The organism is Bradyrhizobium sp. WSM4874, assembly GCF_055811835.1.
Window position 1 is genome coordinate 1 of record NZ_JBVVPR010000141.1, and the last position, 1,620, is coordinate 1,620.

Genomic DNA, 1,620 nt, shown 5'->3' on the forward strand with positions numbered 1-1,620 from the left:
GCTTCCGGCATCGGCACCAGCACGAGCTTGTCGACTTTGGGAATGCGCTTCTTGTTCCAATAATCCGGATTCTTGGTGAGCTCGGCGAGTTCGCGCGGCACCAGTTTTGTCAGTTTGAACGGGCCGGTCCCCGAGGGCTGACTGGCGAACTTGTCCCAATCCTTGCCGAGCTTTTCGTACTGCGTCGGGCTCGACACCAGGAACCACAACATCTGATAGGGAAAGAAGGAATCGACCGTCTTGGTGGTGATCTCCACCGTGGAGTCGTCGATCTTGGCGTAGCTCGCGACCGACGGCAGGCGGGTCTTGACCTGGGCGCTCTGGCGCTTGTCGAATTGTGGCGCCTTGTCGTTGAGCACCTTGTCCAGATTCCAGATCACGGCATCAGCGTTGAACTCGCTGCCGTCGTGAAACTTCACGCCCTTGCGCAGAGTGAAGCGCCATTTGGTCTTGTTCTCGTCATCGACTTTCCACTCGGTGGCCAGTCCCGGCACCAGCTTTCCCGCGCGGTCGGCGACGTCCATCTCCCACGCCACGAGCGGATCGTAGATGGTGTAGGCCGTGAACTGGTAGGCGCCGGCGCCGCGATCGGGCTGGCCGGTGGTCAGCGGGATGTCCGCCATCGAGATGCCGTAGCGCAGCACCGTTTCGGCGCCCGCCGGAATTGCGGACAACGCCAGTGCAAGCACGGCGAAACAGGTCGATAGTCGGATACGCATGGGCCAAAGCTCCGGGGAAGACTTCAAGGACAATCGGAGCCAAACCTGCAATCTTGATGCCAGAATAGGCAGCGAGGCGCTTTTGCCGAGGCGTCATCACAAGGACTTGTCGTCGCAGGGGCAATTTGCAGAAAAAGTTTCGCCATTGGCATAGCCATTGCATACGTTTGCATCAAAATTAGTCATCGAAGCCGGAAAAGGATTGAGGCAATGCTGATCAATAAAAACAAGACCCGCGCGGCGCTGATCGCGTTGCTGGCGCTCAGTAGCGCAGCTGCGTGGCCGCGCGCGGCCGGTGCCGAAACCGTGCTGCGCATCGCCATGACTGCTGCCGATATTCCGCGCACGCTCGGCCAGCCCGATCAGGGTTTTGAAGGCAACCGCTTCACCGGCCTCACCATGTACGACGCGCTCACCGGCTGGGATCTGTCCTCGGCCGACAAGGCGAGCGTGGTGATCCCCGGCCTTGCCACCGAGTGGAAGGTCGACGACGCCGACAAGACCAAGTGGACTTTCAAGCTACGCCCCGGCGTCACCTTCCATGATGGCTCGCCGTTCAATGCGGACGCGGTGGTGTGGAATGTCGAGAAGGTACTGAAGCAGGACGCGCCGCAATTCGACGCCAGCCAGGTCGGCGTCACGGCCTCGCGCATGCCGACGCTGGCGTCCGCGAAGAAGATCGACGACATGACGGTCGAGCTCACCACCAAGGAGCCCGACAGCTTCCTGCCGATCAACCTCACCAACCTTTTCATGGCGAGCCCGGCGAAGTGGCAGGCCTTCTACGACAAGGCGGAGGGCGCCGACGCCAAAGCCAAATCGCAGGCTGCCTGGACCGCGTTCGCCAAGGATGCTTCGGGCACCGGCCCGTGGAAGATGGCGGGCTTCACCCCGCGCGAAC

The 1,620-nt window shown here is 61.4% G+C and carries 2 protein-coding genes; one reads left to right on the top strand and one right to left on the bottom strand.

What is annotated here, in order from left to right; translation table 11 throughout:
• The coding region (locus AC0L3P_RS39675; protein WP_473309422.1) for an ABC transporter substrate-binding protein at window positions 1-719 on the bottom strand (719 nt) is incomplete at its 3' end.
• Between the two features lie 210 nt (window positions 720-929).
• On the opposite strand from AC0L3P_RS39675, the gene AC0L3P_RS39680 reads away from it, so the two are divergent.
• The coding region (locus tag AC0L3P_RS39680; RefSeq protein ID WP_473309423.1) for an ABC transporter substrate-binding protein at window positions 930-1,620 on the top strand (691 nt) is incomplete at its 3' end.